The sequence below is a fragment of the Agromyces albus genome (genome assembly GCF_030815405.1).
Classification (GTDB): domain Bacteria; phylum Actinomycetota; class Actinomycetes; order Actinomycetales; family Microbacteriaceae; genus Agromyces; species Agromyces albus_A.
On the sequence record NZ_JAUSWX010000001.1, the window covers coordinates 2,196,082 to 2,222,242 of the forward strand.

General features: G+C 69.8%; 22 protein-coding genes, 1 tRNA gene and 1 other RNA gene. 13 read left to right on the forward strand and 11 right to left on the reverse strand.

The genetic code is table 11. The annotated features are described in order from the left end of the window. Positions 1-45 precede the first annotated feature (45 nt). Genes ilvC through QFZ29_RS10265 form a run of 5 tightly spaced genes read right to left on the reverse strand, consistent with a single transcriptional unit; the run spans position 46 to position 7,434 of the window. A complete protein-coding gene (gene ilvC / locus QFZ29_RS10245) occupies positions 46-1,095 on the reverse strand; it encodes a ketol-acid reductoisomerase (protein ID WP_306896684.1) in 1,050 nt (349 codons plus the stop codon). A gap of 11 nt (positions 1,096-1,106) precedes the next feature. Beyond that, positions 1,107-1,616, reverse strand: a complete 510-nt coding sequence (ilvN, locus tag QFZ29_RS10250; RefSeq protein ID WP_129521140.1) for an acetolactate synthase small subunit — start codon at positions 1,614-1,616, stop codon at positions 1,107-1,109. 2 nt (positions 1,617-1,618) lie between these two features. After that, positions 1,619-3,433, reverse strand: coding sequence for an acetolactate synthase large subunit (locus QFZ29_RS10255; protein WP_306894018.1), 1,815 nt, complete (start codon positions 3,431-3,433; stop codon positions 1,619-1,621). 43 nt (positions 3,434-3,476) lie between these two features. After that, positions 3,477-5,171, reverse strand: coding sequence for a dihydroxy-acid dehydratase (ilvD, locus tag QFZ29_RS10260; protein ID WP_129521138.1), 1,695 nt, complete (start codon positions 5,169-5,171; stop codon positions 3,477-3,479). Positions 5,172-5,181: 10 nt separating this feature from the next. Continuing rightward, entirely contained in the window at positions 5,182-7,434 is a 2,253-nt protein-coding gene (locus tag QFZ29_RS10265; protein ID WP_306894019.1) for a bifunctional alpha,alpha-trehalose-phosphate synthase (UDP-forming)/trehalose-phosphatase, read from the reverse strand. Between the two features lie 110 nt (positions 7,435-7,544). Between QFZ29_RS10265 and QFZ29_RS10270 the strand changes: the two genes are divergently transcribed. Next, on the forward strand, positions 7,545-8,405 hold the full coding sequence (locus QFZ29_RS10270) for a sugar phosphate isomerase/epimerase family protein (protein ID WP_306894020.1): 861 nt from the start codon (positions 7,545-7,547) through the stop codon (positions 8,403-8,405). Between the two features lie 5 nt (positions 8,406-8,410). Here the strand turns inward: QFZ29_RS10270 and QFZ29_RS10275 are convergent, their stop codons facing one another. Genes QFZ29_RS10275 through QFZ29_RS10285 form a run of 3 tightly spaced genes read right to left on the reverse strand, consistent with a single transcriptional unit; the run spans position 8,411 to position 13,837 of the window. Next, on the reverse strand, positions 8,411-10,330 hold the full coding sequence (locus QFZ29_RS10275) for a YhgE/Pip family protein (protein ID WP_306894021.1): 1,920 nt from the start codon (positions 10,328-10,330) through the stop codon (positions 8,411-8,413). After that, positions 10,327-13,230, reverse strand: a complete 2,904-nt coding sequence (locus tag QFZ29_RS10280) for an MMPL family transporter (RefSeq protein WP_306894022.1) — start codon at positions 13,228-13,230, stop codon at positions 10,327-10,329. The genes QFZ29_RS10275 and QFZ29_RS10280 overlap by 4 nt, the downstream gene beginning before the upstream one ends. A gap of 7 nt (positions 13,231-13,237) precedes the next feature. Continuing rightward, positions 13,238-13,837 carry a TetR/AcrR family transcriptional regulator gene (locus QFZ29_RS10285; RefSeq protein WP_306894023.1) on the reverse strand — a complete coding sequence of 200 codons (600 nt, stop codon included), beginning with the start codon at positions 13,835-13,837 and terminating at the stop codon, positions 13,238-13,240. Positions 13,838-13,935: 98 nt separating this feature from the next. Here QFZ29_RS10285 and QFZ29_RS10290 point away from each other — a divergent pair, with 98 nt between their 5' ends. The 8 genes from QFZ29_RS10290 to QFZ29_RS10325 all read left to right on the forward strand — a co-directional run bounded on the left by QFZ29_RS10290 (position 13,936) and on the right by QFZ29_RS10325 (position 20,147). Then, entirely contained in the window at positions 13,936-14,136 is a 201-nt protein-coding gene (locus tag QFZ29_RS10290; RefSeq protein ID WP_306894024.1) for a hypothetical protein, read from the forward strand. Between the two features lie 196 nt (positions 14,137-14,332). Then, entirely contained in the window at positions 14,333-14,680 is a 348-nt protein-coding gene (locus tag QFZ29_RS10295; RefSeq protein WP_306894025.1) for a hypothetical protein, read from the forward strand. A gap of 167 nt (positions 14,681-14,847) precedes the next feature. Continuing rightward, positions 14,848-15,507, forward strand: coding sequence for a biotin transporter BioY (locus QFZ29_RS10300; RefSeq protein WP_306894026.1), 660 nt, complete (start codon positions 14,848-14,850; stop codon positions 15,505-15,507). A 4-nt stretch (positions 15,508-15,511) separates the two neighbouring features. After that, entirely contained in the window at positions 15,512-16,750 is a 1,239-nt protein-coding gene (locus tag QFZ29_RS10305) for a class I adenylate-forming enzyme family protein (RefSeq protein WP_306894027.1), read from the forward strand. Continuing rightward, on the forward strand, positions 16,747-17,907 hold the full coding sequence (locus QFZ29_RS10310) for a thiolase family protein (RefSeq protein WP_306894028.1): 1,161 nt from the start codon (positions 16,747-16,749) through the stop codon (positions 17,905-17,907). The genes QFZ29_RS10305 and QFZ29_RS10310 overlap by 4 nt, the downstream gene beginning before the upstream one ends. Beyond that, the gene (locus QFZ29_RS10315; RefSeq protein WP_306894029.1) at positions 17,904-18,584 is read left to right on the forward strand and encodes an energy-coupling factor ABC transporter ATP-binding protein; all 681 of its coding nucleotides are present in this window, start codon (positions 17,904-17,906) and stop codon (positions 18,582-18,584) included. Before QFZ29_RS10310 ends, QFZ29_RS10315 begins: the two co-directional genes overlap by 4 nt. Then, positions 18,581-19,174: an energy-coupling factor transporter transmembrane component T family protein gene (locus tag QFZ29_RS10320; protein ID WP_306894030.1), complete on the forward strand. Its 594-nt coding sequence runs from the start codon at positions 18,581-18,583 to the stop codon at positions 19,172-19,174. The genes QFZ29_RS10315 and QFZ29_RS10320 overlap by 4 nt, the downstream gene beginning before the upstream one ends. A gap of 34 nt (positions 19,175-19,208) precedes the next feature. Further along, positions 19,209-20,147 (forward strand): 5'-3' exonuclease, encoded by a 939-nt coding sequence (locus tag QFZ29_RS10325; protein ID WP_306894031.1) that lies wholly within the window; start codon positions 19,209-19,211, stop codon positions 20,145-20,147. A 13-nt stretch (positions 20,148-20,160) separates the two neighbouring features. Here the strand turns inward: QFZ29_RS10325 and QFZ29_RS10330 are convergent, their stop codons facing one another. Together QFZ29_RS10330 and QFZ29_RS10335 are read right to left on the reverse strand one after the other, a co-directional pair. Continuing rightward, positions 20,161-20,388, reverse strand: a complete 228-nt coding sequence (locus tag QFZ29_RS10330; RefSeq protein WP_306894032.1) for a hypothetical protein — start codon at positions 20,386-20,388, stop codon at positions 20,161-20,163. Between the two features lie 96 nt (positions 20,389-20,484). After that, positions 20,485-20,557, reverse strand: a tRNA-Lys gene (locus QFZ29_RS10335). Positions 20,558-20,693: 136 nt separating this feature from the next. Between QFZ29_RS10335 and QFZ29_RS10340 the strand changes: the two genes are divergently transcribed. The 3 genes from QFZ29_RS10340 (at position 20,694) to QFZ29_RS10350 (ending at position 23,172) form a co-directional block, all read left to right on the forward strand. Beyond that, positions 20,694-21,539 (forward strand): inositol monophosphatase family protein, encoded by an 846-nt coding sequence (locus QFZ29_RS10340; RefSeq protein ID WP_306894033.1) that lies wholly within the window; start codon positions 20,694-20,696, stop codon positions 21,537-21,539. A gap of 12 nt (positions 21,540-21,551) precedes the next feature. Further along, the gene (locus tag QFZ29_RS10345) at positions 21,552-22,475 is read left to right on the forward strand and encodes an LLM class F420-dependent oxidoreductase (protein ID WP_306894034.1); all 924 of its coding nucleotides are present in this window, start codon (positions 21,552-21,554) and stop codon (positions 22,473-22,475) included. 172 nt (positions 22,476-22,647) lie between these two features. Beyond that, entirely contained in the window at positions 22,648-23,172 is a 525-nt protein-coding gene (locus tag QFZ29_RS10350; protein WP_306894035.1) for a septum formation family protein, read from the forward strand. Between the two features lie 145 nt (positions 23,173-23,317). Here the strand turns inward: QFZ29_RS10350 and ssrA are convergent. Continuing rightward, positions 23,318-23,687: a transfer-messenger RNA gene (gene ssrA / locus QFZ29_RS10355) on the reverse strand. A gap of 278 nt (positions 23,688-23,965) precedes the next feature. Here ssrA and QFZ29_RS10360 point away from each other — a divergent pair. Continuing rightward, on the forward strand, positions 23,966-26,161 hold the full coding sequence (locus QFZ29_RS10360; protein WP_306894036.1) for a glycoside hydrolase domain-containing protein: 2,196 nt from the start codon (positions 23,966-23,968) through the stop codon (positions 26,159-26,161).

Sequence of the window (26,161 nt, forward strand, 5' to 3'; positions counted from 1 at the left end):
CTCCGGATGCTCCGGGGCGGGCCGTTCAGTTCAGATGGAGTGCGCTTAGCGAGCGACCTCGCCGTCGACGTAGTCGTCGTCGTTCGAGGCGTTCCAGGCGAAGAGCTTGCGCAGCTCGCGGCCAGTGGCCTCGATGGGGTGCGCCTCGCCCTTGGCGCGGAGCTCGAGGAACTCCTTCGCGCCGTTGTCCTGGTCGGCGATGAACCGCTCGGCGAACGCGCCCGACTGGATGTCGCCGAGCACCGCCTGCATGTTCTCCTTGACGCGCGGGTCGATGACGCGCGGGCCCGAGACGTAGTCGCCGTACTCGGCCGTGTCGGAGACCGACCAGCGCTGCTTGGCGATGCCGCCCTCCCACATGAGGTCGACGATGAGCTTCAGCTCGTGGAGCACCTCGAAGTACGCGACCTGCGGCTGGTATCCCGCCTCGGTGAGGGTCTCGAAGCCGTACTGCACGAGCTGCGAGACGCCGCCGCAGAGCACGGCCTGCTCGCCGAAGAGGTCGGTCTCGGTCTCTTCGGTGAAGGTCGTCTTGATGCCGCCGGCGCGAAGGCCGCCGATCGCCTTGGCGTACGAGAGCACGAGCGGCCAGGCGTTGCCCGAGGCATCCTTCTCGACGGCGACGATCACGGGGACGCCGCGGCCGGCCTCGTACTCGCGACGCACGGTGTGGCCAGGGCCCTTCGGGGCGACCATGACGACGTCGACGCCCTCGGGGGCCTCGATGTAGCCGAAGCGGATGTTGAAGCCGTGGCCGAAGACGAGGGTCTTGCCCTCGGCGAGGTTGTCCTTGATGGACTCGGCGTAGATGTGGCGCTGGTACTGGTCGGGAGCGAGGATGACGATGACGTCGGCCTCTGCCGCGGCATCCGCGACGCTCTTCACCTCGAAGCCCGCCTCTTCGGCCTTGGGCTTGGACTTCGAGCCCTCCTTGAGGCCGATGACGACCTCGACGCCAGAGTCGCGGAGGTTCTGCGCGTGCGCGTGGCCCTGCGAGCCGTAGCCGATGACGGCGACCTTCTTGCCCTGGATGAGCGAGAGGTCGGCGTCCTTGTCGTAGTAGATCTCAGCCATGTGCTGTTCTTTCTCCTTGATGTGGGTCTGATTCAATTCTTGAAGACGCGCTCGGTGATGGACTTGCCACCGCGACCGATCGCGAGGAGTCCTGACTGCGCGATCTCCTTGATGCCGTAGGGCTCGAGCACCTTGAGGAACGCGGTGGTCTTGCCGGAGTCCCCCGTGACCTCGATCACGAGCGCATCACTCGAGACATCGACGACGCGGGCACGGAAGAGGTTCACCGCCTCGAGCACTTGCGAGCGGGTCGCGTTGTCGACGCGCACCTTGATGAGCAGGTGCTCTCGATGCACGGACTGCGCAGGGTCGAGCTCGACGATCTTGATGACGTTGATGAGCTTGTTGAGCTGCTTCGTCACCTGCTCGAGCGGCAGGTCTTCCACGTCGACGACGACCGTGATGCGAGACAGCCCGTCGATCTCGGAGTGGCCGACCGCGAGGCTCTCGATGTTGAAGCCGCGGCGGGCGAAGAGCCCCGCGACGCGGGTGAGCAGACCCGGCTTGTCTTCCACGAGGAGTGAGAGAACGTGCGTCGACATGTCTAGTCCTCCTCGGAGAATGCGGGCGAGTGGTCTCTGGCGTACTGGATGTAGCTGTTCGAGACGCCCTGCGGCACCATCGGCCACACCATCGCGTCGGCGCTCACCACGAAGTCGATCACGACGGGGCGGTCGTTCGTCTCGAGCGCGAGCTTGATCGCCGCGTCGATCTCTTCTTCCTTCGTCACCCGGATGCCGAGCGCGCCGTATGCCTCGGCGAGTGCGACGAAATCGGGGATGCGCACGCTGTCGTGGCCCGTGTTCAGGTCGGTGTTCGAGTAGCGGCCGTCATAGAAGAGCGTCTGCCACTGGCGCACCATGCCGAGCGAGGAGTTGTTGATGATGGCGACCTTGATCGGGATGTCGTTCAGGGTGCACGTGGCGAGCTCCTGGTTCGTCATCTGGAAGCATCCGTCGCCGTCGATGGCCCAGACCACGCGATCGGGCTCGGCGACCTTCGCGCCCATCGCAGCCGGCACCGCGTAGCCCATGGTGCCCGCACCGCCCGAGTTCAGCCAGGAGTTCGGGCGCTCGTACTTGATGAACTGCGCGGCCCACATCTGGTGCTGGCCGACGCCGGCGGCGTAGATGCCCTCGGGGCCGGTGAGCTCGCCGATGCGCTGGATCACGAGTTGCGGAGCCAAGAGGCCGTCGGAGGGAGTCGAGAAGCCGAGCGGGAACTCCGAACTCAACCCGTCGAGCATGGCCCACCATTCGGCGACGTCGGGCGTCGTGGTGCGGGTCGCCTCGCGGTAGGCCGCGAGCAGGTCGACGATCACGTCTTTCGCGTCGCCCACGATCGGCACGTCGGCGGTGCGGATCTTCGAGATCTCGGCCGGATCGACGTCGACGTGCACGACCTTGGCGTTCGGCGCGAAGAGCGCCGCCTTGCCGGTGACGCGATCGTCGAACCGCGCGCCGAGCGCGATGAGGAGGTCGGCCTCCTGCAGCGCGATGACGGCGGGCACCGTGCCGTGCATGCCGGGCATGCCGAGGTGCTGCGGGTGCGAATCGGGGAACGCGCCGCGCGCCATGAGTGTGGTCACGACGGGCGCGTTGGTCGCCTCGGCGAGCTCGATGAGCTCGGCCGACGCACGGGAACGGATGACGCCTCCGCCGACGTAGAGCACGGGGCGCTTCGCCTCGGCGAACAGCTGTGCCGCGGCAGCGACCTGCTTGCCGTGCGCCTTCATGATCGGGCGGTAGCCGGGCAGGTCGATCTTCGGCGGCCAGTGGAACTCGAACGTGGCCTGCTGGGCGTCTTTCGTGATGTCGACGAGCACGGGTCCGGGGCGGCCGGTCGTGGCGATGTGGTACGCCGCGGCGATCGTCGAGGGGATCTCGGCGGGGTCCTTCACGAGGAAGGAGTGCTTCGTGATGGGCATCGTGATGCCCACGATGTCGGCCTCCTGGAACGCGTCGGTGCCCATCAGGTTCGAGAACACCTGGCCCGTGATGGCGAGGATCGGCACGCTGTCCATGTGCGCGTCGGCGATCGCCGTGACGAGGTTCGTGGCGCCGGGGCCCGAGGTCGCGATCGCAACGCCGAGCTTCCCGGATGACGCGGCGTAGCCCTCGGCCGCGTGGCCGGCGCCCTGCTCGTGCCGCACGAGGATGTGACGGAGCTTCTTGCTGTCGAGCAGCGGGTCGTAGACGGGGAGGATCGCGCCGCCCGGCAGCCCGAAGACGTCGGTGATGCCGAGCATCTCGAGTGAGCGCACGACGCCTTCGGCGCCGGTGATCTTCTCGGGCGCACCGGTGGGCGCACCGGTCGGCGGTGCGGTGGGCGACGGCACGGGGATGGATTCCGTGGTCATTCGGTTCCTGTTCTGTGCAACGAGGTGTGCGGGAAGCGCAGCACTAGCCCGTGGATGCGCCTTCGGCGGCGGAACGCACGAGCTTCGAGTACTTCGCGAGGACGCCACGGGTATAGCGCGGAGGAAGCGGAGCCCAGCCTTCACGGCGGGCAGCCAGCTCGGCGTCGTCGACCAGTAGGTCGATCGTGCGAGCTGCGATATCGACCCGTATCAGATCACCATCGCGCACGAATGCAATCGGACCAGCGTCGACTGCTTCGGGTGCCAGATGGCCGATGCAGAGGCCGGTTGTGCCGCCTGAGAATCGACCGTCCGTCAAGAGTAGTACATCTTTTCCGAGTCCGGCGCCCTTGATGGCGGCGGTGATGGCGAGCATCTCGCGCATGCCGGGCCCACCCTTGGGGCCTTCGTAGCGGATCACCACGACATCGCCGTGCGTGATCTTGCCCTCGGTGAGCGCGTCCATCGCCGCGCGTTCCCGCTCGAACACCCGCGCCGGCCCCTCGAAGGTCGCCGCGTCGAAGCCGGCCGTCTTCACGACCGCGCCCTCGGGTGCCAGCGACCCGTGCAGGATCGTGAGGCCGCCGGTCTCGTGGATCGGGTTGTCGAGCGTGCGCAGCACCTCGCCGTCGAGCGGCGGGATGTTCATCTCGGCGAGATTCTCGGCGAGCGTTTTGCCAGTGACGGTGAGCGCATCGCCGTGCATGAGTCCGGCGTCGAGCAGTGCCTTCATGAGCACGGGCAGGCCGCCGCGGCGATCGACGTCGTTCATGACGTACTTGCCGAACGGCTTCAGGTCGCCGATGTGCGGCACCTTCGAGCCGATGCGGTTGAAGTCGTCGAGCGAGAGGTCGACCTCGGCCTCGTGGGCGATCGCGAGCAGGTGCAGCACGATGTTCGTGGAGCCGCCGAGGGCCATGCCCACCGCGATCGCGTTCTCGAAGGCCTGCTTGGTGAGGATCTGCCGCGCGGTGATGCCGTGCTTGAGGAGGTTGACGACGGCCTCGCCGGAGCGGTGCGCGTAGTAGTCGCGGCGACGATCGGCGGATGCCGGTGACGCGGAGCCCGGCAGCGACAGCCCGAGGGCCTCGGCGACCGAGGCCATGGTGTTGGCGGTGTACATGCCGCCGCAGGCGCCCTCGCCGGGCGCGAAGGCGCACTCGATGCGGTGTGCGTCTTCGGCGCTCATCGTGCCGGCCTTCACCGCGCCGACCGCCTCGAACGAGTCGATGATCGTGATGTCCTTCTCGGTGCCGTCGGAGAGCCGCACCCATCCGGGTGCGATCGACCCCGCGTAGAGGAACACCGAGGCGAGATCGAGTCGGGCCGCTGCCATGAGCATGCCGGGGATCGACTTGTCGCAGCCCGCGAGGAGCACCGAGCCGTCGAGGCGCTCGGCCTGCATGACGACCTCGACCGAGTCGGCGATGACCTCGCGCGAGACGAGCGAGAAGTGCATGCCCTCATGCCCCATCGAGATGCCGTCGGAGACCGAGACGGTGCCGAACTGCAGCGGGTATCCGCCGCCGCCGTGCACGCCCTCTTTCGCGGCCTGCGCGAGGCGGCCGAGCGACAGGTTGCAGGGCGTGATCTCGTTCCACGAGCTCGCGATGCCGATCTGCGGCTTGTCCCAGTCGGCATCGCCCATGCCGACGGCGCGGAGCATGCCCCGGCTCGTCATGGCCTCGATGCCGTCGGTGACGGTACGACTACGCGGTTTGGGATCGAACTCGGGCATGCCTTCGAGTCTATGTCCAGCGCGACGGTCGCCCGCGCGCCATGTCACGGGCATCGGCGAGGCGCTCGAGCAGTTCGGCGACGTCTTCCGTGCTCTTCACGCGGTGCGTGGCGAGCGACTTGCCCTGGCCGACCTTGACGCCGACATCCTCGTACTCCAGAGCCGCGAACGCGTCTTCGTCGGTGACGTCGTCGCCGACGTAGAACACCGCGCTCGAGCCGGCGTGCTGCCGGAGCCGGGTGAGGGCTTCGCCCTTGTCGCCGGGGCGCACCGAGAACTCGAGCACCCCTTTGCCGCCGCGCACGCTGAGCTCGGGCACCTCGGCCTCGACACGCTCGCGCGCCGTGCGCTGCAGCGTCGCGCCGATGTTCGCGGGCACGCGTCGGGTGTGCAGCGCGAGACCGGCCGGTTTCCACTCGACCCAGGCCCCTTCGGCACCGGATGCCACTTCTTCGAGGATGTGCGTGAGGCGCTCGAGTCCGGCGAGCTCGGCATCGCGCAGGTCGATCGTGACGCCGCCGCTGTCGAGTTGCAACTCGACACCGTGCGATCCGCTGAGGAGCGTTCCCTGCGGCGGGTCCGCGACTTCGCGCAGGCTCTGCAGCGCTCGCCCCGACACGATCGCAACCCTCGTGTCGTCGGCGGCGGCGAGACGTTCGATCGCCGCGCGGGCGCGTTTGGTGGCCCGCGCGTCTTCGGGCCGGTCGACGAGCGGAGCGAGAGTGCCGTCGAAGTCGAGGGCGACGAGCAGGCGCTCGGTGCCGGCGATGCGGTTGAGCGCGGCCGTGAGTCCCTCGGGTACGCCGGGCGCGATGATGCCGCTCCCGGTGAGCGTCTTCAGGAACGTGGCCGACCAGTTGGCGACGTCGTTCTCCCGCACTCGCTTGCGCAGGGCTCGCATGCGGCGGGCCCGCTCGCGCTGCGGCATCTCGATCGCCTCGACGATCGCGTCCTTCAGGCCCTCGATGTCGTGCGGATTGACGAGCACGGCTTGCCTGAGCTCGTCGGATGCCCCGGTGAACTCGCTGAGCAGCAGCACCCCGCGCTCGTCGAACCGGCACGCGACGTACTCCTTGGCGACGAGGTTCATGCCGTCGCGCAACGCGGTGACGAGCATGACGTCGGCCGCGAGGTAGAGGGCCACCATCTCTTCCCGGGGGTACCCGTGATGGAGATAGGCGATCGCCTGGTGTCCGAGCGTGGAATGGTCGCCGTTCAGCCGGCCCACCATGAGCTCGATCTCGTCGCGAAGCAGGCGATAGGTCTCGACGCGTTCACGGGAGGGGCTCGCGACCTGCACGAGTGTGACGTCTTCGACCGAGAGCCGCTCGTCGCGGAGCAGCTCGCCGAACGCCTTCAGCCGATGCCGGATGCCCTTCGTGTAGTCGAGCCGGTCGACGCCGAGGATGATCGTCTTGGGATCGCCGAGGCTCGCCCGGATCTCCTTCGCCCGCGCCTGCACCTCGGGGCGGCGCGCGATCTCCTCGAAACCGGCCGCGTCGATCGAGATCGGGAAGTGGCGGGCCACGACGTGCCGAACGTGGTCGTTGCCGTCGGGCACGTCGATGACGGTGCCGCGCGTGGCGTATCCGAACAGCCGGCGCACGGCCCTCATGAAGTTGCCGGCGTCGGCCGACCGCTGGAAGCCGATGACGTCGGCGCCGAGCAGTCCGTCGACGACCTGGCGCCGCCACGGGAGCTGGGAGTAGATGCCGTAGGCCGGGAACGGGATGTGGTTGAAGAACCCGATCACGAGGTCGGGGCGGCTCTCGCGAAGCATCCGCGGCACGAGCTGGAGCTGGTAGTCCTGCACCCACACGACGGCGCCGTGGGAGGCGGCGCGCGCGGCGGCCTCGGCGAAGCGTCGATTGACGCGAACGTACGAGTCCCACCACTCGCGGTGGAACGACGGCGGCGCGATGACGTCGTGGTAGAGCGGCCAGAGCGTGTCGTTCGAGAAGCCCTCGTAGTACTCCTCGAGCTCGTCGGCCGAGAGTGGCACGGGGATGATCGAGATGCCGTCGTGCTCGAACGGGTCGAACTCCATGTCGGCGACGCCCGCCCAGCCCACCCAGGCGCCCTCGGTCGTGCGCATGATGGGCTCGAGTGCGGTGACGAGGCCACCTGGCGAGCCCTTCCACGTAGTGGACCCGTCTGGGGCGCGCTCATAGTCGACGGGAAGGCGATTCGACACGACGATCATGTCGTACGCCGCGTCGATATAGAGGTCGTCGCTCGGTGTCGGTTCGGGGGCGTGCTGCATCTGGCGGATGTCCCTTCGCTTGCCTCAGGCTAACAGTGCACCGTTCACGGGCGGGAACGGCCGCGATGTACCTCCCACCGCGCGGACGACGCGGCTAGAATGCCGCCCTGATGATCCGCATCGGCATGAGCACGACGTGCGTCTACCCGCTCGAGCCCGAGCACGCCTTCCGGCTCGCGAAGCTCGCGGGCTTCGACGGCATCGAGATCATGGTGACGCAAGAGGAGTCGACGCAGCAGGCCGAGCATCTCCTCGAGCTCTCGCGACGGTACGCCCTGCCGATCCTGTCGGTGCACGCTCCGGTGCTGCTCCTCACGCACTTCGTTTGGGGGCGCGACCCGCGCGTGAAGCTCGAGCGCACCACTGAGCTCGCCGCGGCGGTCGGCGCGGAGTCGGTCGTCGTGCACCCTCCTTTCCGCTGGCAGGCGACCTACGCGCTCGACTTCCTGCGGATCGTGCGCGAGATCTCTGCCGAGCACAGAGTCGTCATCGCCGTCGAGAACATGTTCCCTTGGCGCGCCGCGGGCAAGAACCTCAAGGCGTACGCCCCCGGATGGGATCCGCGCATCATGGACTGCGACGCGGTGACCCTCGACTTCTCGCATGCCGCCCTCTCGGGCGTCGACAGCCTCGAGTTCGTGAACGACCTCGGCGCGCGGCTTCGGCACGTGCACCTCTGCGACGGATCCGGCGCGATCGGCGAGGGCCAGATCTTCGACGAGCACCTGCTGCCCGGACACGGCCGCGAGCCCGTCGCCGAGGTGCTCGAGACGCTCGAGGCGCGCGGCTGGAGCGGCTCGATCGTTGCCGAGGTGAACACCCGCAAGGCCAAGAGCGAGCGTGAACGGCTCGAGCTGCTGCGCGAGACGCTCGAGTTCGCCCGCACCCACACGCACCAGTCGAAGCGGCGCCGGGCGCTCACCCGATCCCGGCGCGCGCTCGAGGCGCTCCTGCCGGGTTCGCGCCACTGAGCTCGTCAGCCGAGGGCGGCTGAGGCGAAGCCGATCGAGCGGATGCCGCGACGCCTCGCCACGACCATCGCCGTGGCGATGAGGCCGGCGAGTCCGAACAGCGCGACCATTCCCGCGGCAGTGCCCACGGCTCCCCCGCCGGCACCCGCGACGATCGCCTGCATGCCCCGCACAGCCCAGGTGAGCGGCAGGAACGGGCTGATGGCCTGGAATGGCCCGCTCAGCACCTCCACCGGATAGAGGCCACCGGATGCCGCGAGCTGCAATGCGACGACCACGAGCGAGACGAGCATGCCCGCACGTCCGAGCGCGATGCTCAGGAACGCGTGGATCGCGGTGAAGGCGAGCGCGAGGAGCGCCGCGAAGGCGAATGTTTGCGGAAGCACGGCCCATGAGACGCCGAGCGCGGTATGCAGCAACGCGACGACCGCGACCGCTTGCGCGAGGCCGACGAGGCCGGCGCGAGCGAGCGTGCGGGAGACGAGCCCGCCGGTCGAGGCGGTGCTGCGGAGCGCGTCGCGACTGAACGGGCGGAAGACGAGGAACATCGCCATCGCCCCGATCCACAGCCCGATCGGCACGAACAGCATGCCGATGACCTCGCCGGTCGAGTCGATCTCGTGGTCGCGCGCGGCGTCGACGACGACCGGCTCCGACACGACGTCGGCCGTCGTCGCGGCGTCGATGTCGGTGAGCGCTGAGGCGCTCTCGGCCCCGCTCGTGAGGCCGGAGGCGAGGCTGCCGGCGCCGTCGGCGAGCTGCGTGGCGCCGCTCGCGGCATCCGCAGTGCCCGTGGAGAGCTCGCCGAGCCCGCTCGCAAGCGAATCGACACCGTTCGCGAGCCCGTCGGCGCCCGAACGCAGCTGCTCCGACCCGCCGGCGAGCTGCGCGGCGCCGGTGCCGATCTCGTCGATGCCGCCCTGCAGCTGGTCGACGCCTTCACCGGTCTTCGTCACGAGGAGGTCGCCGCCTGCCGCGAGCTGGTCGAGGCCTGCCGCGTACTCGACGACGCTCTGCGCGGCCGTGCCGGAGGGATCCGCGGCGAGGAGCGGCGCGAGGCCCGCGGCGAGCGCGTCGAAGCCGTCGGCGGCGGCGTGCACGCTCGTCACGTACTCCGCGGTGCCGGATGTGAGGCCGTCGAGCCCTCCTGCCTGCTGCTGCAATTGCCCGAGTCCGCCGGCGAGCGAGTCGACGCCCGAGGTGTACTCCCCCACGCCGTCGGCGTAGGCGTACGCCCCGCTCGCGGCATCCGCTGCGCCCGACGCGGCCGAGGCGACGCCGGTCGAGAGCTCGCCGAGTCCGCCGGCGAGCGAGCCCACGCCGCTCGAGAGCTCGGTCGCGCCGGTCGCGGCGTCGCCGAGCGAGCCGCCGAGCGAGGCGAGGTTCGAGTAGAAGCCCTCGAGATACCGGGCGGTGAGCTCACGGCCGAAGGCGGCGGTCATGGCGTCGCCGACGGATTGCGCCACCGACCCCGCGAGGTAGCCGTGCGCGTCGTCGGTGCGGATGTCGAGCTGGGCCCGGGTCGGCGCGTCACCCGCGAGCGAGGTCACGGCGTCGGAGAAATCGGCGGGAACGGTGAGCACGGCGTAGGCATCGCCGCTCGCGAGCAGCTCTGCGGCCTCCTCGTCGTTCGAGATCGACCAGTCGAACCCGGTGCTCGCGGGGCCCGTGAGCTCCGTCACGAGCTGGCGGCCCGCGAGCACGGGCTGTTCGGTGCCGTCGGCGCCGGTCATCGTGACCATCTCGTCGTTGTTCACGACGACCGCCGGGATCGTGTCGAGCCGGTCGCCCGAACCGCCGAGCGCTCCCGAGAAGAGGCCGGCGACCGCGAGCGGCACGACGATGACGGCCGCGAGGAGTGCGCCGTAGCGCACGCGGCGTTGCGCCGGCGTGGTGCCGAGCAGGGGCTGGAGTCGGGAGCTCATCGGAGGGCCTCCTGGGTGGCTGGGTCGAGTTCGAGGATGCGGATGCCGCGACCGGCGAGTTCCGAGCCGGGCGCGGGCAGCGCCGCGTCAGCGCCGACTCCCGCGATAAGGGTCACCCCGGCGGGAACGAGGCGCGCGGCCGCTTCCCAGAGGGCGATACCCGAGCTGCCTGGATCGTCGAGGTCGACGACGACGGCCTTCGGGCGTTCGGCGAGGGCGGCGGCGAGGGCGACGATCGTGCGATCGGTCGCGTCGAGTGCGGCGAGCGGCGTGTCGGTGCCGAAGCGGGGTCCGTCGTCGTCGTGCCCTGCGGCCTCCGCGGCGCGATCGGTCCAGCTGCGCACGAGGGCAGGTGACGGCGCCAGGCGGTACCACGGGCGTGTCGCGTCGAGGCGTGTCGCGATGAGCTCTCCGACACTGCGGGGGCCTGCGACATCCGCTGCCGCTCCGGCGAGCGCCACGGACTGCAGCACGTCACGACTGCCGGAGGGAAGCGGATGCCCCAGCACGGCGAGCCGGCCCGAGACGGGTGCGAGCCGCCCGGCGAGCGTCGCCGCGACCACACGCCGGTCGACGGCCTCACCGCGGATGGAGAGCAGTGCGCCCTTCGGAACCTCGACCGAGACCGGGCCGATGGGGCGCTCGGGCAGGCCGAACACGGCGAGGTCGGCGTTGACGGCCGCGGGCCGCGACGCCGCCCACGCGACCTGGTCGAGGTGGGCCCGGAGCCCCTCGCCCTCGATGTCGACGTCGGGCAACCGCTTCGCGAGCCACTTCGGCAGCCACCAGGCGGCACGGCCGGCGAGCGCCATCGCGGCGGGCACGAGCGTCATCCGCACGAGGAACGCGTCGAACGCGACGCCGACGGCGAGCGCGAAGGCGATGCCCTTGATCACCCCGGAGCCCTCGGGCACGAAGGCGAAGAACACGAAGAACATGATGAGCGCGGCGGCCGTCACGACCCGCGAGGCGTGCTGGAACCCATGCACGACCGCCTGGCGCGGCTCGCCCGCCGGATTCTGCTTCAGCGAGCGCACGTACTCCTCGCGCATCCCCGAGACGAGGAACACCTCGTAGTCCATTGCGAGGCCGAACAGCACCGCCATCAGGAGGATCGGCAGAAAGCTCAGGATCGGGCCGGGTTGCACGTGCAGGAGGTCGGCGAACCACCCCCACTGGAAGATCGCGACCGTCACGCCGATCGCGCCGAACGCCGACAGGAGGAACCCGAGCGCGGCCTTCACCGGCACGAACACCGAGCGGAACACCATGAGCAGCAGCACGATCGAGAGCCCCACGACGATGAGCGCGAACGGGATCAGCGCGTCGGTCAGACGGTTCGAGATGTCGATCGAGACGGCCGTATAGCCCGTCACGGCGATGGGCGTGCCGAAGTCGGCCTCGATCGACGGCGCGAGCTCTCGGATGCGTTCGACGAGGTCCTTCGTCTCGGGCGCGTCGGGGGCGCTCTCGGGGACGACCTGGATGATCGCCGTGTCGGCGGTCTCGTTGGGCATGCCGTCGCCGACGTACGCGACGTCGTCCAGCTCGGCGATGCGAGTGCCGACGGCGTCGAGGTCGCTGAAGATGTCGGTCGTCTGGGTGATGTCGACCGTGACGATGAGCGGGCCGTTGTAGCCGGGTCCGAACCCGGCGTCGAGCATGTCGTAGGCCTCGCGCTGCGTCGACCCGGCGGGCTCCGACGCGCCGCTCGGGAGGTTCAGGTCGAGGCTCGCGGCGGGGATCGCGGCCGTGCCGAGCACGCCGACGACGAGCACGACGAAGACGACGGGCGCCTTCAGCACGAGGTCGACCCAGCGACGGCCGAGGGTTCGTGTGCCGCCCTCGTCGCTCGCGTTCGCCCGGCGGTGCACTCGGCTGCCGGGCTTCGGCGCGAGCCCCCTGCCCAACACCCCGAGGAGCGCCGGCAGCAGCGTGACGGCGCCGGCGACCGCGATGAACACGGCGAAGGCCGCCGCGATGCCCATGACGCTGAGGAACGGGATGCCGACGATGAGCAGGCCGAGCAACGCGATGATCACGGTGAGCCCAGCGAAGACGACCGCACCGCCCGCCGTGGCGACGGCCTCGGCGGCGCTCTCTTCAGGAGTGTGGCCGCGCGCGAGCTGCGTGCGGTGCCGGGAGAGGATGAAGAGCGCGTAGTCGATGCCCACGGCGAGCCCGATCATCACCGCGAGCATCGGGGCCGTGCTCGACACGGTCGCGAACGCGGCGGCGATCGAGATGCCGCCGAACGCGGCGCCCACCCCGACGAGCGCGGTGAGCAGCGGCATGCCGGCCGAGACCAGCGAGCCGAACGTGATGAGGAGCACGACCGCGGCGAAGAGCACGCCGAAGATCTCGGTGATCGTGAGGCCGAAGCTCGTCTCCTGGAACACCTCGCCGCCGAACGCGACCGTGAGCCCGGCGTCTCGCCCGGTGTCACCGGTGGTGGTGACGGCGTCGATCGTGTCGGTCGTGACATCCGAGGTCTGGCCGTCGAACTGCACCTGGATGAAGGCGGTGCGGTCGTCGTGCGAGACCTGGTCGCCGGCGTACTCGTCGAACGGCCCGAGCACGCTCGCCACGCCGTCGACGCGCTCGAGCTCGGCCTCCATGGCCTCGATCGCACTGCGGTAGGCCTCGTCGTCGACGGATGCCCCATCGGGCGTCTCCACGACGGCCTTCGCCGACGCGCCGGCCGTCTGCGGGAACACGGCGGCGAGCTGGTCGATCGCGGTCTGCGATTCGGTGCCGGGAATCGCGTAGGACTCCTGGAGCTGGCCGCCGAGCCCGACGCCGGCGCCGACGAGGGCGCCGAGGGCGAGCACCCAGGCGGCGATGACGAGCCAGGCCCTGCGGAACGCGAAGCGACCGAGGCGGTGGAGGAGGAGGGCCATGTGATGCCTATCGCGTCGAGGGGCCGTCGGCCGGGAGGAGGAGTTCGGACAAGACGGTGATGAGTGCTGCGCGCACCTCGGCGTCGTCGAACTGATGGTCTTCGTCGCGGAAGGTCGCACCCGCCACGAGCATGTACGCGGCGCCCGCGAGCGCGACGCCGAAGCGGATGTTCTCGACGACGGTGGCGTCGTCGGCGCAGATCGAGTCGGCGATGCCGCGAATGGCGGTGTTCGCGCGCTGGACGACCGGGATGTCGAGCAGCGACTGCCCCTGGTTCACGAAGGTGTGCACGGCGAGGCGGTTGCCGAGCAGGAAGTCGACGAACCGCTCGATGAAGACGGCGCGCGCCTCAGGTGAGCGACCGCCCGCGACGAAGTCGCCGAGCAGGACCTCGAGGTCGTCGATCGCGGGACCGATCGCCGATTCGAGCAGCGCCTCTTTCGAGGCGAAGTGGTAGAGCACGCTCGACTTCGAGTAGCCGGCGTGGTCGGCGATCTGCTGCAGCGAGGTCGCGGCGAAGCCGACGGTCGAGAACTGCTCGAGGGCGACCTGTCGAAGTTCGTCGGCCGGGCGCACGCGAGACGTGGCTTGGGCATCGGTTGGCATGGGTCGAACGTACCTTGACCGATCGGTCAGATTCTGCACGATCGGTCAGATTCACGGATGACTCCCAGACACCGGAGTCGAACGAGTAGCGTTGCGGCATGCGCAAGTACCTCTTCAGCGGGGCCGTGCTCACGGCGATCTTCGGTGGTGTCGGCGTCGTGCGTGCCACCGCGGCCGGTCCGCGCGACTGGCGTCTTGCTCTCATGTGGGTCTCGTGGCTCGCGAGCCTCGCGATCGCGATCGGCACCGTGTCCGACGAGTCGAAGCGAGCCGAGCTCGAGCGGGAATTCCGCCAATAGGGGCGCCCAACGCGCGCTCCGCGGCGTGTCACTCGAAATCCGTGACGTGGTACCCGAGACTGGGACGAACGACCCGATCCGTCGTTCCGCACCACCGAGAGGGGTCACGATGTTCCGCCGCTGGCGCCGCGCGAGGCTTGCCGCACAAGCCGCCGCACACGCTGCCCTTCCCGCACCGCGACAGAACGCGGCCGACTTGCGCGGCGAACACATCTTCGAGCTCCTGAACGCGAAGCTCTCCGAGTTCATCGGCCCGTCCGGCAGCTGGTCGCTCGTGCGCCGCGCCGACGGCGACACCGACCGGATCTTCCACGCGATGCTCACGCACCAGATCGCCGCGGAGCTCACTCGCTCGATCCTCGAGGAGCGCGACGCGGTCACCGTCGTCGTGCCCGCGGGCGAGGAGTCGCTCGCGCTCAGCTGGACCCCGTCGCCGCTCGTCATGTGGGCCGACCCCGTCGAGGTGCCCGCCGATTCGGATGCCGCCGAGGCCGCCGCGCTCCCCTCGATCGGCACCGCGCACGTCGAGTCCCGCGCGGCCTGAGTCGCCCCTCCGTTCGGGCAGCTCGCCCTGCGGGCACCCCTCGGCCACGGCGCTCGTCCAAAATCGGCACCCGATTTCTGTACGGCGACCGCGAGCACGGCCCTCCCAGCCCGCCGTAGCGTGAATTCCGCCGTCTCCTCGGCCAACGCTTCGACCCGGAGGACTTCGTGACCCGTCGCATCCCCGCTCGCGATCTCGCACAGATCGCCGTCTTCGCCGCGCTCATCGCGGCGCTCGGCCTCCCCGGCGCCCTGCCGATCGGCACGACCGGCGTCCCGATCACCTTCCAGACGCTCGGCGTGATGCTCGCCGGCGCGATCCTCGGCGCTCGCAAGGGCTTCCTCACGCTGCTGCTGTTCGAAGGGCTCGTCGCCGCCGGTCTGCCGCTGCTCGCCGGCGGACGCGGCGGTCTCGGTGTCTTCGTCGGTCCGTCGGCCGGGTACCTGCTCGGCTGGTTGCTCGGAGCCTTGGTCATCGGCTGGTTCACGGCGCGACTCCTTCCCAGGTACCGCGTCTTCCCTGCCATCTGCGCGACCGTGCTCGGCGGCATCGTCGTCATCTACGCGCTCGGCGTGCCGTGGATGGCGTCGGCCACCGGGGTGCCGTTCTGGGTCGCGCTCGGCGGCTCCACCGTCTTCCTGCCCGGCGACATCCTCAAGGTCGTCGTCACCGTGCTCGTCGCGAAGCAGGTGCATCGCGCCTGGCCCGGCCTCATCGCCATTCGCTCGTGGCCGTGGTCTCGCGCGGTCAACGCGACGACTGAGCCCGCTCCGTCGACCCCTCGTCCGGCCTCAGCCGAAGTCGCCTCAGCGCCGCACTCGGAGTGACGGCGTGATCGGCTGGCTCGACGGCGACGGTGAGGCGATCCGCTTCACCGGCCGCTCGTTGAGCCGTGCCGAATTGCGCCGGCTCGTGGCATCCGTCGCCGAGCAGTTCGACCGCTCGCCGGGGCCGGTGCTCGCGCACGACGCCGACCCCGTCGCCCAGCTGGTAACCGTGCTCGCCGCGCTCGAGGCGAAGCGTGTCGTCGTCGTCGCCGACCCCGCGCAGGCTGCTCCCGTCGTGAGTTCGCTGCCGCCCGGCACCGAGCTCGTGCTCATGACGAGCGGATCGTCGGGCAATGCCCGGCCCGTCGCCCGCACGCTCGCCTCGTGGACGGCGTCGTTCGAGCCCTTCACCGGGCTCACCGGGGCCTGCCGTGCCCGGCGCGACGACCGCACAGAGCCGCCGGTCATCGCGATCACCGGGCCGCTGCACGTCTCGATGCAGCTCTTCGCCGCCCTGCACGCGCTCTGGAGCGGTGCGGTGCTCGTCGACGACCTCGCCGGGGCCGACCTCGTGCACGCGACGCCGACGACGCTCGAGCGTCTCGTCTCGCTCGGGCACCGCCCGCGACGTGTCGTCGTCGCGGGCAGCGCACTCCCGCCCTCGACTCTCGCATCGGCTCGCGCCGCCGGCATCGGGGTGACCGAGTACTACGGCGCCGCCGAGCTCTCGTTCGTCGCCGCGGTCGACCACTCGCGCGACGACGCCGAGGGCTCCGGCGCGCTCGGGCCGTTCCCGGGCGTCGAGGTCGACGTGCGCGCGGGCGAACTGTGGGCCCGCTCCCCCTACCTCTCGCTCGGGTACGCCGGCGTGGACGGGCCGTTCCGACGGGACGCGCACGGCTTCGCGACGGTCGGCGATCGAGCGGATGCCGCCCCGAACGGCAGCCTCGTCGTGCGCGGCCGCGGCGACTCCGCCGTGACCGTCTCGGGCACCACGGTGCTCGCCGAAGACGTCGAGGCCGCCCTCACCGAACTCGCGGGCGTTCGAGCTGCGGCCGTGATCGCCGTGCCGCACGCCCTGCACGGACACGTGCCGGTCGCGGTGCTCGAACTCGCCGCGTCGGCGGATCGCGCACGCATCATCACCGAAGCGCGCTCGCGCCTCACGGCGCCCGAGCTCCCCCGACGCTGGTACGCGATCGAGTCGCTTCCGCGCACGACCTCGGGCAAGGTCGCGCGCGCCGCGCTCGGCGTCGCCCTCGCCGCCGGAGCCCTCGACGACGATCGGTTCGGCCGCGCATGATCCGCACCATCGCCACCGACGCGCCCGTCATCGTCGCCGCTCGACGCACCGCCGTGGCCACCGCCGGCCGCGGATTCGCAGGCCACACCGTCGACGCGCTCGCGGCGCCCGTGCTCGCCGCCGCCGCGGCATCCGTCGCGCCCGCGGGCATCGCCGTCGACGACGTCGTGCTCGGCAATTGCCTCGGCCCAGGCGGCGACGTCGCGCGCATCTCGGCACTCCGCGCTGGGCTCGGCCACGGCGTTCCGGGGGTCACGGTCGACCGCCAGTGCGGCTCGGGACTCGACGCGGTGATGCAGGCCGCCTCCCGTGTGCGCGGCGGCGACGCAGAGCTCGTGCTCGCCGGCGGCGCGGAGTCGGCCTCGACGGCGCCATGGCGGTACTGGCCACCCGAGACCGGCGACGGAGCGCCGACGCGGCGCTACGAGCGAGCCCCCTTCGCCCCCATCGGCACTCCCGACCCCGAGATGGGACCCGCCGCCGACGACCTCGCCGCCCGATCGGGCGTGACGCGCGAGCGCCAGGATGCCTGGGCCGCCCGTTCGCACCGCCTCGCCGCGGCAGCGCAGGCATCCGGCGCCTTCGACGCCGAGATCGTGACACTCGACCGGATCGCCGCCGACGACCGCCCGCGCGATCGACTCGACGAGCGCACGCTCTCGCGGTTCCACCCCGCATTCGGCCCCGACGGCACGGTCACGGCGGGCAACTCGTGCGGCATCTCCGACGGCGCCGCCGCGATGGCCGTCACGACCGAGGCCGTGCGTCGGCGTCTCGGGCTCCCCGGCCTGCGCGTGATCGCCGCCGCGACCACCGGGTCCGATCCCGCGCTTCCCGGGATCGGGGCGGCACCGGCGATCCTCCGGGCGCTCGAGCGGTGCGGGGCATCCGTCGCCGACCTCGGCTTCGTCGAGATCACCGAGGCCTTCGCCGCACAGCTGCTCGCGGTGAGCGACGCCGTCGGTCTCGATGAGGGAACGATCTCGGGCGACGGCGGCGCGATCGCGCTCGGGCACCCGTGGGGCGCGTCGGGGGCGATCCTCCTGGTGCGGCTCGCGGCCCGGATGCACGCCTCAGACGACTCGCGGCTCGGTCTGGCAGCATGTTCGATCGGTGGCGGGCAGGGCGTGGCGATGATCGTGGAGCGGGTGGCATGAGCGTGATCGAGTTCAGCGGGGTCGAGCACTCCTACGGCGAGCGGCCGGTGCTGCGCGGCGTCGACCTCGTGCTCGGCGAAGGCCGCATCGGCATCGTGGGCGCCAACGGATCGGGCAAGTCGACGCTCGCCCGCATGATCAACGGCCTCGTCACTCCCGACCGAGGCACGGTCACCGTCGACGGCCTCGACGTCGCGCGGCAGGGACGCGAGGTGCGCCGCCGGGTCGGATTCGTGTTCACCAATCCCGACAACCAGATCGTCATGCCGACGGTCTCGGAAGACGTCGCGTTCACCTTGCGCAAGAGCGGGCTGTCGAAGCCGGTTGTCGCGGAGCGGGTGTCCTCGACGCTCGAGCGTTTCGGGCTCGCCGCCCACGCCGAGCACCCCGCGCATCGCCTCTCGGGCGGGCAGAAGCAACTGCTCGCGCTCGCGTCGGTACTCGTCGCCGAGCCCTCCGTCGTCGTCGCCGACGAACCGACGACCCTGCTCGACGCTCGCAACGCGCGCCTCATCGGCGAGATGCTGAGCTCGCTCGAGCAGCAGGTCGTCGTGGTCACGCACCAGCTCGAGCTCCTCGACGGCTTCGACCGGGTCGTCGTCATCGATGATGGCCGCATCGTCGCCGACGACACTCCGGATGCCGCGCTCGGCGCCTATCGGAGCCTCATCGCATGATCGGCCTCTACGTTCCCGGGAGCACCCTCGTGCATCGTGCACCCGCGCTCGCCAAGCTCGGGGTGCTCGCCGTCACGATCTCCGTGATCACGGTGCTCCAGGAGCCATGGCAGCTCGCCGCAGCCGTGGGCGGCGTCGGCGTGCTCTTCCTCGCTGCGCGCATCCCGCCGCACATGGTGTGGCGGCACGTCGTGCCGATCCTGTGGCTGCTCGCGATCGCGGTGCCCGTGCAGGCCCTGTTCGCCGGGTGGACGGCGGCGCTCATGATGGGAGGTCGCGTCGCGGCATCCGTCGCCCTTGCCGCACTCTTCACCCTCACGACGACCGTCTCCAGCGTGCTCGACGCGTGCCAGCGGCTCCTCCGGCCGTTCCGGCGCTGGATCGACGGCGACCGCGTCGGCCTGCTGCTCGCCCTCACGATCCGCTGCGTGCCGTTGACCGCAGAGATCGTGCGCGAAGTGATCGAGGCGCGGCGTGCGCGAGGAGCGACCGGGTCGCTCACGGCGCTCGCGGTGCCCGTGATCGTGCGATCGCTGCAGTCGGCCGAGGCGCTCGGCGAGGCGCTCGTGGCGCGCGGCCTCGATGACTGAGAGCCGGTTGGCACAGTCGTGACATGATCGCGGTGTGGCCGAACGACTGATGCTCCTCGACACCGCTTCGCTGTACTTCCGCGCGTTCTACGGCGTGCCCGATTCGCTCAAGGCTCCCGACGGCACACCTGTCAACGCCGTGCGCGGGCTGCTCGACATCATCGCGCGGCTCGTGGCCGAGTATGAGCCGACGCATCTCGTGGCGTGCTGGGACGACGACTGGCGCCCGCACTGGCGCGTCGAGCTGATCCCGAGCTACAAGGCGCACCGCGTCGCCGAGGTCGTGCCGCTCGGCCCCGACGTCGAGGTGACGCCCGACCCGCTCGAGGCGCAGATCCCGATGATCCGGCAGGTGCTCGGCACGCTCGGCATCCCGATCGTCGGCGCCACCTACCACGAGGCTGATGATGTCATCGGCAGCCTCGCGACTCAGGCCACGATCCCGGTCGATATCGTCACGGGCGACCGCGATCTCTTCCAGCTCGTCGACGACGCGAGGGGCGTGCGCGTCATCTACACAGCGCGCGGCATGAGCAAGCTCGAGGTGGTGACCGACGTCACGGTCGTCGGCAAGTACGGCGTGCTCCCCTCCCAGTACGTCGACTTCTCCGTGCTGCGCGGCGACGCCTCCGACGGGCTGCCCGGCGTCGTCGGCATCGGCGAGAAGACGGCCGCAAGCCTGCTCCAGCAGTTCGTCGACCTCGACGCGCTCATCGCCGCCGCAGAAGATCCCACCGCGCCGCTCTCGGCAACGATCCGGGCGCGGATGACCGCGGCGGCGGCATACCTCGAGGTCGCCCCGACCGTCGTCGAGGTCGTGCGCGACCTCGACCTCGGCGAGATCGACGGGCGCATCCGGCCGCTTGACGCCAAAGCCGTCGCCGAGATCGAACGCCTCGCGACCGAGTGGAACCTCGGCGGCTCGGCGCAGCGGGCATTGCGTGCCCTCGGCAACGAGGTCACGACCGAGTGAGTTGCTTGACCGATCACAGAAGCCCGCGCACGGTGGCGATGATCGCGACGCTCGTGAACACGATCCCGAAGATGCACGCGAAGATGCCCAGCACTCGATATATCGAGTCGGGGTATCGCACTCGTACGAACGCGCCGGTGAGCGAAAAGCGTTTCCGAAGGTAGGCGTCGAAGTCGTTGGCGCGTCGAGGGAACAGGATCAGCAGCACGCCGAACAGGACGAAGAGCAGCCCGGCCGCCATCAGCACGATCTCACGCCCCTGTTCGAAGTTCGCCGAACTCGTTCGCGGTGGAAATGAAAAAGCCCCGAACCCGGCGAGAGGTTCGAGGCAGTTCCGTGCACCCCCTGGGACTTGAACCCAGAACCCACTGATTAAGAGTCAGTTGCTCTGCCGATTGAGCTAGAGGTGCATGATTCAGGAGGTTTTCACAACCCGAACCGACGGACCACGTTATCAGGAGAAGTGGGGAGAACGCCAATCGAGGGAGCGCCACGGCGGCGTGAATCGAGGCGGCCGGCGACGACGCGGCCCGATAGCCTGAATCGGTGACCGACAGCCTCGCCGACGACCTCACCCTCGCCCTCGAACTCGCCGACCTCGCCGATGCGGTCTCGCTCGCCAGATTCCGCGCCATCGATCTCGACGTGCAGACGAAACCCGATCGCACGCCCGTCACCGAAGCCGATCTGGCGGTCGAGCGGGCGATCCTCGATCGCATCGCGGCGGCCCGTCCCGACGACGGCACCTTCGGCGAGGAGTTCGGCATCGAGGGTGAGTCGAACCGCCAGTGGATCATCGACCCGATCGACGGCACCTCGAACTTCCTGCGCGGGGTGCCCGTCTGGGGCACGCTCATCGCTCTCGCGATCGACGGCGTGCCGGTCGTCGGCGTGGCGTCATCGCCGGCCATGAAGCGGCGCTGGTGGGCGGCCACCGGCATGGGCGCGTGGACCAGCTCGTCGGCTGCGGAGCTCGGCGCGAGCGAGTCGGCGACGGATGCGGCATCCGGAGCATTCCCCGATGCCCGCCGTCTGCGCGTGTCGGGCGTCGAGCAGCTCGCCGATGCCTCACTCAGCTTCCAGAGCCTCGCCCAGTGGCGCGACGCCGGCTACCTCGACCAACTGCTTGCCCTTTCGGAACAGGTGTGGCGCGACCGCGCCTACGGCGACCTCTGGGCCTACGCCCTGCTCGCCGAGGGGCTCATCGACGTCGTCAGCGAGTTCGACGTGAAGCCCTACGACCTGGCCGCCCTCATCCCCATCGTCGAGGAGGCCGGCGGCCGCTTCACGTCGGTGACCGGCGAACCTGGCCCTTGGCATGGCAGCTCGCTCGCCACCAACGGCCTGCTGCACGACGCCGTGCTCACCGCCCTCACGACCCACGAGAACTGACAGGAGACCCAGTTGGAGATCTGCATCTTCACCGAGCCGCAGCAGGGTGCGAGCTACGACGACCAGCTCGCGCAGGCGAGCGCGACCGAGCGACTCGGATTCGACGGCTGGTTCCGCTCCGACCATTACCTCGCGATGGACGACAGCGACGGGATGCCGGGACCGACGGATGCCTGGACCACCCTCGCCGGCCTCGCCCGTGAGACCCGCCGAATCCGGCTCGGTACCCTCGTCTCCTCGGCGACCTTCCGGCACCCGAGCATCCTCGCGATCCAGGTCGCCCAGGTCGACGCGATGTCGGGCGGTCGGGTCGAGCTCGGCCTCGGCACGGGCTGGTTCGCCGAGGAGCACGCCGCCTACGGCATTCCGTTCCCCGAGAAGCGATTCGGCTTGCTCGAGGAGCAGCTCGACGTCGTGACCGGACTCTGGTCGACGCCCGTCGGCAGCCGATTCGACTTCTCGGGCGAGCACTACACGCTCGAGGGCTCGCCGGCACTGCCGAAGCCCGTGCAGCCGCGCGTGCCCATCATCGTGGGCGGCAACGGACCCCGCCGCACACCCGCCATCGCCGCGCGCTACGCGAGCGAGTTCAATATCGGGTTCCGCGGTGAAGGCCGCATCGCCGAGACCTTCGACGGCGTGCGTCGCGCGTGCGAAGCGATCGATCGCGACCCCGAGACGCTGCGAACGACCGTCGCGTTGCCCACCGTCGTTGCGACGAACGAGGCCGACTACCACCGCCGGCTCAAGGCGATCGACGCCGACCCCGACACGTTCGCAGACGTCAACGTGGCGGGCACGCCCGAGGCGGCGATCGAGAAGCTGCTCCGCCTCAAGGGGCTCGGCGCCGATCGCGTCTACCTGCAACTCGTCGACATGACCGACCTCGATCACCTCGAACTCATCGCGGCGGAAGTGCTCCCGCACCTCAACTGAGCCTCAGGCCTGTCCCCCCTTTCGGGTACACGCCAGCGGTGGCGCCCGCCGCAGTCCGCCCGATAAGGTGACACCGAATCCACGCTCGAGTCAGGCCGTTCGGCCTGCCCACCACGTCACGACCGACTATGTCGGTGCTGGCGAGCACCCCTTGAATCGAGAGGCGACCTCCGTGTCCACAGCCCAGCGCCGCACCCTCGTGCGCGTCCTCACCGCCATCACCGCGGTCGCCATCGCTGTGCCGCTCAGCGGCTGCAGCATCGTCGGCAACCTGCTCGAGGGCTCGGCGCCTCAGGCCGAGCGCGACGAGACCACCAAGGAGATCGTCGAGGAGGGCCAGGCCGACGTCTTCACCCTCCGGGTCGGCGATTGCATGAACGAAGTCTCCGAGGAGCTCGTCTCCGAGGTGCCCGTCGTGCCGTGCGACCAGCCCCACGACGAAGAGGTGTACTTCGACTTCACCCTCACGGGCGACGAATTCCCCGGTGACGACGCCATCCAGACCGAGGCCGACAACACCTGCCTCGTCGAGTTCGACCGCTTCGTCGGCCTCGCCTACGACTCGTCGACGCTCGACTTCTACGCGTACCGCCCCTCGGAGGAGAGCTGGACCCAGCTCGCCGACCGCATCGTCTCGTGCGTCATCTTCGACCCGGCCGGCCAGGTCACGGGCTCCCTCGCGGGCACGGCCTACTGAGATCGACGGATGCCGCGTGCGCGCCCGAAGGCGCAGCCGCGCGGCATCCGGCAGGTCAACGATGCCGGCGCATGACGAAGGCCCGGAACCCTGCGATTTCCGCATGGTTCCGGGCCTTCGATCCTCAGTGTGCGACAACGGCCGATGGTGGAGATGGGGGGAATTGAACCCCCGTCCATCGCTGTGATTCCACGCCTTCTCCGGGCGCATCCTGTGCAGGCGTTCTACTCGGCCTCGACCTTTGCCACAGGCACCTAAGTCGACAGGCCCAGCCTGAAGAAAGTCCCACACTTCGCTCAGGCGACGACGCGCAGCAAGTTCCCTAGATGACGCCAGCAACCGGGGCGGAAACAAACCCGGGCTGACGGACTATCGGACTCGCTTAAGCAGCGAGCGCGAAGTCAGACTGCGTCTTATTGGCAGTTATATTTTTTCAGAGATCGTTAACGAGATAACCCTGAATCCTCGGCCCGCTTCTCGTGGGTTCGCAGGCGATGTCGAAACCGATCATCCCCATGTCGCGCCGTGCTGATCGAGATCAGTTGCGGCGAGCCGTTGTCGCACACTGTGGAGTTTCCAACCCGCGCAAACCTTACGGCTGCACGGCCTTACAGACTACAACAGGTGCTGTGCCCCTGTCATTCCCTCGAGTGCTCGGCAACCGTTCACGTGCTCGTAACCTAAGACCGACCTCGTGCCCGTAGCGTCCCGGCATGGGAACTCCCGAGACGATGACGCTGCTCGCGACGCGATGCAGGCACGAAGGCGGCGCGCGGCGTCGTCACGGAGCCGCATGATCGGGCGGGTCGATCCGTTCATCGGCACCGAGGTCACCGACCTGCCGCCGCAGACCGGCGTCGCGGCGTCATGGTGGTGGCCGAAGCCGCAGGTCGGCAACACGCACCCGGGGGCGACGTATCCGCTGGGCATGGTGTCGGCGTGCGCGTACTCCGGCGCGTACCCGACGGGCTACGGGCGTTACGACCTCAGCACCGAGGGCGTTCCGACGACGATCCACGATTCGGCCGTGGCATCCGGATTCACGCACTTCCAGCAGTCCGGAACCGGCGCGATCCGCAAGTACTACAACTACTTCCGGGTGAGCCCGATGATCGAGCCGCTCGATGAGCTGGGGCGCAACTGGGCGATCGTCGACGAGGTCGCGGAGCCCGGGTACTACGCAGCGACGCTCGACTCCGGCATCCGCGCAGAACTCACCGTGGGCCCGAAGAGCGCCGTGCACCGCTACACGTTCCCCCGTCATCGCAGTGCGCGCATCGTCATCGACTTCTCGCTCGGCGGGCTCGCCATCCCGCACGGCGAGACCATCCCCTTGCGGGCGAAGCTCGAATCCGTGGCGCCCGGCGTCGCGCAGGGCGAGATCGTCGTCGAGGGCACGCCGCTCGCGGTCTACATCGAATGCGACGCCAAGCATTGGCGGCAGATGCTCTGGTACGACCGGCGACTCATGCCCGGTGGCACTCGGCTCGACTTCGATCACATCCGGCCCACCACCCTGCGGCCGTTCGGCCTGATGTGGGCGGGCCCGAGCGAGCCGGGCCAGAGCGTCGAGGTGCGCATCGGATTCTCGCTCAGGGGCGTCGAGCAGGCTCGCGAGAACCTCCGGCGCGACTGCGGCGTCGGCCCGGCGCGCTTCCCGCAGCGTCGCGACCGCACGAAGAAGACCTGGCGACGGCACTTGAAGTCGATCACGATCGACACACCGTCGGCCGATCGGCAGACGGTGTTCTCGACCGCGTTGTACCACTCGCTCATCAAGCCGTGCCTCGCGCCCGAGGAGAGCCCGTTCTGGCCGACCGAGGGGCCATTTGTCTACGACCTGAGCACGATGTGGGATATCTACCGCACCCAGCTGCCGCTTCTCACCGCCCTCCTGCCCGAGCGGGCGGTCGAGCTCGGCACGGCGCTCCTCACGATCTGCGAGGAGGAGGGAAACTTCCCGATCGGATACCGGATGGCGCGTGGCAGCGATCGCTTCTCGCGGCAGGGCAGCGCACTCGCGCAGACCTTCCTCGCCGACCTCTGCCAGCTCGGTCTTCCGGGCATCGACTGGGACTGGGCACTCGTGCACATGCACACCGACCTGCGCCGCACCTACGGCGAGGACTTCCTCCTTCGCGGCGTCGCGCATCCGATCAGCCACACCCTCGACATCGCCTTCGGCTACTGGTGCACCGCGAAGGTGGCGGCACGCGTGGGCGATCGCGCCCTCGCCGACGAGTTCACAGCCCTCGCTGCAGGGTGGGTGAACGCGTTCGACGACACCACGGGGCTCCTGCTCGACTCGACCTTCTACGAGGGCAGCCGCTACAACTACTCGTTCCGGCTCCTGCACGACATGCGGAACCGTATCGGCCTCGCCGGCGGCGACGACGCCTTTGTGAGCATGCTCGACGCCTTCTTCGGCTTCGGCGCCGAGCCCGTGCAGCAGCCGGGCGTGCGACCCGGCCTCGAGGAACTCGCGAACGGCTACGCCCTCGGCCGTTTCGAGGGCCTCAACAACGAGCCCGACATGGAGGCGCCTTGGGCCTACCAGTACGCCGGCCGCCCCGACCGCACGGCCGACGTCGTGCACGCCGCGGTGCAGCAGCAGTTCGGAACGGGTCGCGGCGGGCTACCGGGCAATGACGACTCCGGCGGGCTCAGCTCGTGGTACGTCTGGGCGTCGCTCGGACTCTTCCCGGTGGCCGGCCAGAACCTGTTCCTCCTGAACGCCCCGTCGTTCGCCGAAGCCGAGATCCGGCTCGGCGACGACACCCTCTCGATCGAGACGACGGGGTTTGTGGAACCACGGCCCGATGGGCCCGCCCAATATGTACAATCGGTGTCGCTCAACGGCGATCCGCTCGAGCGCAGCTGGCTTCGCGGTGACGAATTGCACCGCGGCGGCCGATTACGCGTGGATCTCGGGCCCGAGCCCGGCAGCTGGGGGGTACGTGACCGTCCCCCCTCGGCCTCGTCCGACTGA